The following is a 5054-nucleotide window of genomic DNA, read 5'->3' as shown; positions in this document are numbered from 1 at the left end:
GTGGTGTGGTCTGGTTTTTACAGCTGGTTTCAAATTTTGTGCAGCCGGCGCGTCCCGTTTTCCCGGGGGTGTTGGTTGTGTCTGTTTTTGTTTTACTTCAACGGAGAGTTTGATCCTGGCTCAGGATGAACGCTGGCGGCGTGCTTAACACATGCAAGTCGAACGATGATGCCAGCTTGCTGGTGGATTAGTGGCGAACGGGTGAGTAACACGTGAGTAACCTGCCCTTAACTCTGGGATAAGCCTGGGAAACTGGGTCTAATACCGGATATGACTCCTCATCGCATGGTGGGGGGTGGAAAGCTTTTTGTGGTTTTGGATGGACTCGCGGCCTATCAGCTTGTTGGTGAGGTAATGGCTCACCAAGGCGACGACGGGTAGCCGGCCTGAGAGGGTGACCGGCCACACTGGGACTGAGACACGGCCCAGACTCCTACGGGAGGCAGCAGTGGGGAATATTGCACAATGGGCGMAAGCCTGATGCAGCGACGCCGCGTGAGGGATGACGGCCTTCGGGTTGTAAACCTCTTTCAGTAGGGAAGAAGCGAAAGTGACGGTACCTGCAGAAGAAGCGCCGGCTAACTACGTGCCAGCAGCCGCGGTAATACGTAGGGCGCAAGCGTTATCCGGAATTATTGGGCGTAAAGAGCTCGTAGGCGGTTTGTCGCGTCTGCCGTGAAAGTCCGGGGCTCAACTCCGGATCTGCGGTGGGTACGGGCAGACTAGAGTGATGTAGGGGAGACTGGAATTCCTGGTGTAGCGGTGAAATGCGCAGATATCAGGAGGAACACCGATGGCGAAGGCAGGTCTCTGGGCATTAACTGACGCTGAGGAGCGAAAGCATGGGGAGCGAACAGGATTAGATACCCTGGTAGTCCATGCCGTAAACGTTGGGCACTAGGTGTGGGGGACATTCCACGTTTTCCGCGCCGTAGCTAACGCATTAAGTGCCCCGCCTGGGGAGTACGGCCGCAAGGCTAAAACTCAAAGGAATTGACGGGGGCCCGCACAAGCGGCGGAGCATGCGGATTAATTCGATGCAACGCGAAGAACCTTACCAAGGCTTGACATGGGCCGGACCGGGCTGGAAACAGTCCTTCCCCTTTGGGGCCGGTTCACAGGTGGTGCATGGTTGTCGTCAGCTCGTGTCGTGAGATGTTGGGTTAAGTCCCGCAACGAGCGCAACCCTCGTTCCATGTTGCCAGCGCGTAATGGCGGGGACTCATGGGAGACTGCCGGGGTCAACTCGGAGGAAGGTGGGGACGACGTCAAATCATCATGCCCCTTATGTCTTGGGCTTCACGCATGCTACAATGGCCGGTACAAAGGGTTGCGATACTCGAAAGTTGGTAACACCCGAAGCCGGTGGCCTAACCCCTTGTGGGAGGGAGCTGTCGAAGGTGGGACTGGCGATTGGGACTAAGTCGTAACAAGGTAGCCGTACCGGAAGGTGCGGCTGGATCACCTCCTTTCTAAGGAGCACCTACAACKTTGCCTGCCGGGCGCATGCCCGTGTGGCGGGTAGTGTTTGGCACACTGTTGGGTCCTGAGGCAACAGGACCATGGCGCGGTTTCGTGTTCTTCTTTCGGGAGGGGTGCGGGGTTGTGGTGTGGGTTTTGTTTGTTTCTGGTTTCCTGGCTGCACCGATCATGGACGTATCGGCCCTTGCGGGTTGTGTGTGTGGGGTGTGTGGTACGGGGTTGTTGTTTGAGAACTACATAGTGGACGCGAGCATCTTTTATAAGAAGCAATTTCCAAGAATATGAACCTGGATCTGTCCGTGATTGTGCTTCTGCCCCTGTGGGGTGGGGGTTGGTTGCGGTCTGGTTCCATGGKTTTCTCGTGAATTACTCCTTGATCTTTTGTGGTCAAGTTTTTAAGAGCACACGGTGGATGCCTTGGCATTAGGAGCCGAAGAAGGACGTAGGAATCTGCGATAAGCCTGGGGGAGTCGATAACCGGACTGTGATCCCAGGGTGTCCGAATGGGGAAACCCCGCCAGGGGCGCGAGCYGCCTGGTGACCCGCATCTGAACACATAGGGTGCGTGGAGGGAACGCGGGGAAGTGAAACATCTCAGTACCCGCAGGAAGAGAAAACAATAGTGATTCCGTCAGTAGTGGCGAGCGAACGCGGATCAGGCTAAACCGTTCCATGTGTGATAGCCGGCGGGCGTTGCATGGTCGGGGTTGTGGGACTTTCCGTTCTGTCTCTGCCGGGACAGTGAGGTGCGAAGTGTGGGCATAGGTGAACGGTCTTGAAAGGCCGGCCGTAGAGGGTGTGAGCCCCGTAACCGAAATGTTGTCATACCGCCTGGGAAGTATCCCAAGTAGCACGGGGCCCGAGAAATCCCGTGCGAATCTGTCAGGACCACCTGATAAGCCTAAATACTCCCTAATGACCGATAGCGGACCAGTACCGTGAGGGAAAGGTGAAAAGTACCCCGGGAGGGGAGTGAAACAGTACCTGAAACCGTGTGCTTACAATCCGTCGGAGCCATCRCAGCTTGCTGTGTTGTGGTGACGGCGTGCCTTTTGAAGAATGAGCCTGCGAGTTAGTGTTACGTCGCGAGGTTAACCCGTGTGGGGAAGCCGTAGCGAAAGCGAGTCTGAATAGGGCGTTGCAGTGGCGTGATCTAGACCCGAAGCGAAGTGATCTACCCATGGCCAGGTTGAAGCGACGGTAAGACGTCGTGGAGGACCGAACCCACTTCAGTTGAAAATGGAGGGGATGAGCTGTGGGTAGGGGTGAAAGGCCAATCAAACTTCGTGATAGCTGGTTCTCCCCGAAATGCATTTAGGTGCAGCGTTGCGTGTTTCTTACCGGAGGTAGAGCTACTGGATGGCTAATGGGCCCTACAAGGTTACTGACGTCAGCCAAACTCCGAATGCCGGTAAGTGAGAGCGCAGCAGTGAGACTGTGGGGGATAAGCTTCATAGTCGAGAGGGAAACAGCCCAGACCACCAACTAAGGCCCCTAAGCGTGTGCTAAGTGGGAAAGGATGTGGAGTTGCGAAGACAACCAGGAGGTTGGCTTAGAAGCAGCCATCCTTAAAAGAGTGCGTAATAGCTCACTGGTCAAGTGATTCCGCGCCGACAATGTAGCGGGGCTCAAGTACACCGCCGAAGTTGTGGATTTCAGATGATAGCYAAGCCGCCCCTTGTGGGTTGGTTCAGGCGTCTGGAGTGGTAGGGGAGCGTCGTGTGGGCAGTGAAGTCGCGGTGTAAACCAGCGGTGGAGCCTACACGAGTGAGAATGCAGGCATGAGTAGCGAAAGACGGGTGAGAAACCCGTCCGCCGAATGATCAAGGGTTCCAGGGTCAAGCTAATCTGCCCTGGGTAAGTCGGGACCTAAGGCGAGGCCGACAGGCGTAGTCGATGGACAACGGGTTGATATTCCCGTACCGGCGAAAAACCGCCCATGCTGAACAGGGGATACTAACCGCCCGAAACCTGCCTGACCGCCCTTGTGGCGGRAGGGTTTTGGTGGAGCGCGGGACCTGATCCTGGGAGGCAAGCGTATTAACAGGTGTGACGCAGGAAGGTAGCCGAGCCGGGCGATGGTTGTCCCGGTCTAAGGATGTAGGGCGAACGGTAGGCAAATCCGCCGTTCATGATGCCTGAGATCTGATGGGACTCCCGTAAGGGGGGATTCGGTGATCCTATGCTGCCAAGAAAAGCATCGACGCGAGGTTTTAGCCGCCCGTACCCCAAACCGACACAGGTGATCAGGTAGAGAATACTAAGGCGATCGAGAGAATTATGGTTAAGGAACTCGGCAAAATGCCCCCGTAACTTCGGGAGAAGGGGGGCCCCCATCGTGATGGACACTTGCTGTCCGGAGCGTGCAGGGGCCGCAGAGACCAGGGGGAAGCGACTGTTTACTAAAAACACAGGTCCGTGCGAAGTCGCAAGACGATGTATACGGACTGACTCCTGCCCGGTGCTGGAAGGTTAAGAGGACCGGTTAGCCGCAAGGCGAAGCTGAGAATTCAAGCCCCAGTAAACGGCGGTGGTAACTATAACCATCCTAAGGTAGCGAAATTCCTTGTCGGGTAAGTTCCGACCTGCACGAATGGAGTAACGACTTCCCCGCTGTCTCAACCATAAACTCGGCGAAATTGCAGTACGAGTAAAGATGCTCGTTACGCGCAGCAGGACGGAAAGACCCCGAGACCTTTACTATAGTTTGGTATTGGTGTTCGGAGTGGCTTGTGTAGGATAGGTGGGAGACGTTGAAGCCCGGACGCCAGTTCGGGTGGAGTCATCGTTGAAATACCACTCTGGTCACTTTGGACATCTAACTTCGGCCCGTAATCCGGGTCAGGGACAGTGCCTGATGGGTAGTTTAACTGGGGCGGTTGCCTCCTAAAAAGTAACGGAGGCGCCCAAAGGTTCCCTCAGCCTGGTTGGCAATCAGGTGTCGAGTGTAAGTGCACAAGGGAGCTTGACTGTGAGAGAGACATCTCGAGCAGGGACGAAAGTCGGGACTAGTGATCCGGCGGTACATTGTGGAATGGCCGTCGCTCAACGGATAAAAGGTACCTCGGGGATAACAGGCTGATCTTGCCCAAGAGTCCATATCGACGGCATGGTTTGGCACCTCGATGTCGGCTCGTCGCATCCTGGGGCTGGAGTAGGTCCCAAGGGTTGGGCTGTTCGCCCATTAAAGCGGTACGCGAGCTGGGTTTAGAACGTCGTGAGACAGTTCGGTCCCTATCCGCTGCGCGCGCAGGAAATTTGAGAAGGGCTGTCCTTAGTACGAGAGGACCGGGACGGACGAACCTCTGGTGTGTCAGTTGTACTGCCAAGTGCACCGCTGATTAGCTACGTTCGGATGGGATAACCGCTGAAAGCATCTAAGCGGGAAGCTCGCTTCGAGATGAGATTTCCATACACCTTGTGTGTGAGAGGCCCCCAGCCAGACCACTGGGTTGATAGGCCGGATGTGGAAGCGAGGACTAACGACTCGTGAAGCTGACCGGTACTAATAGGCCGATAACTTACACCACACACCACCCCGCGAACCCGTTCAAAAGGGGTTCGCACCCGGG

Annotated in this window: 2 rRNA genes; both read left to right on the top strand. The window is 55.9% G+C overall.

Features of this window, described 5'->3' with window-relative positions:
- The first annotated feature begins 97 nt into the window (after window positions 1-97).
- A 16S ribosomal RNA gene (locus AC1DES_RS19055) occupies window positions 98-1472 on the top strand.
- Window positions 1473-1867: 395 nt separating this feature from the next.
- Window positions 1868-5012 (top strand): 23S ribosomal RNA (locus AC1DES_RS19050).
- The 16S and 23S rRNA genes sit together here, the layout of an rRNA operon.
- Window positions 5013-5054 lie beyond the last annotated feature (42 nt).

It is taken from the genome of Arthrobacter sp. 05T442 (assembly GCF_056395945.1).
The sequence above is the reverse complement of the archived record's forward strand: the minus strand, read 5'-3'. Positions and strand labels throughout refer to the sequence as shown.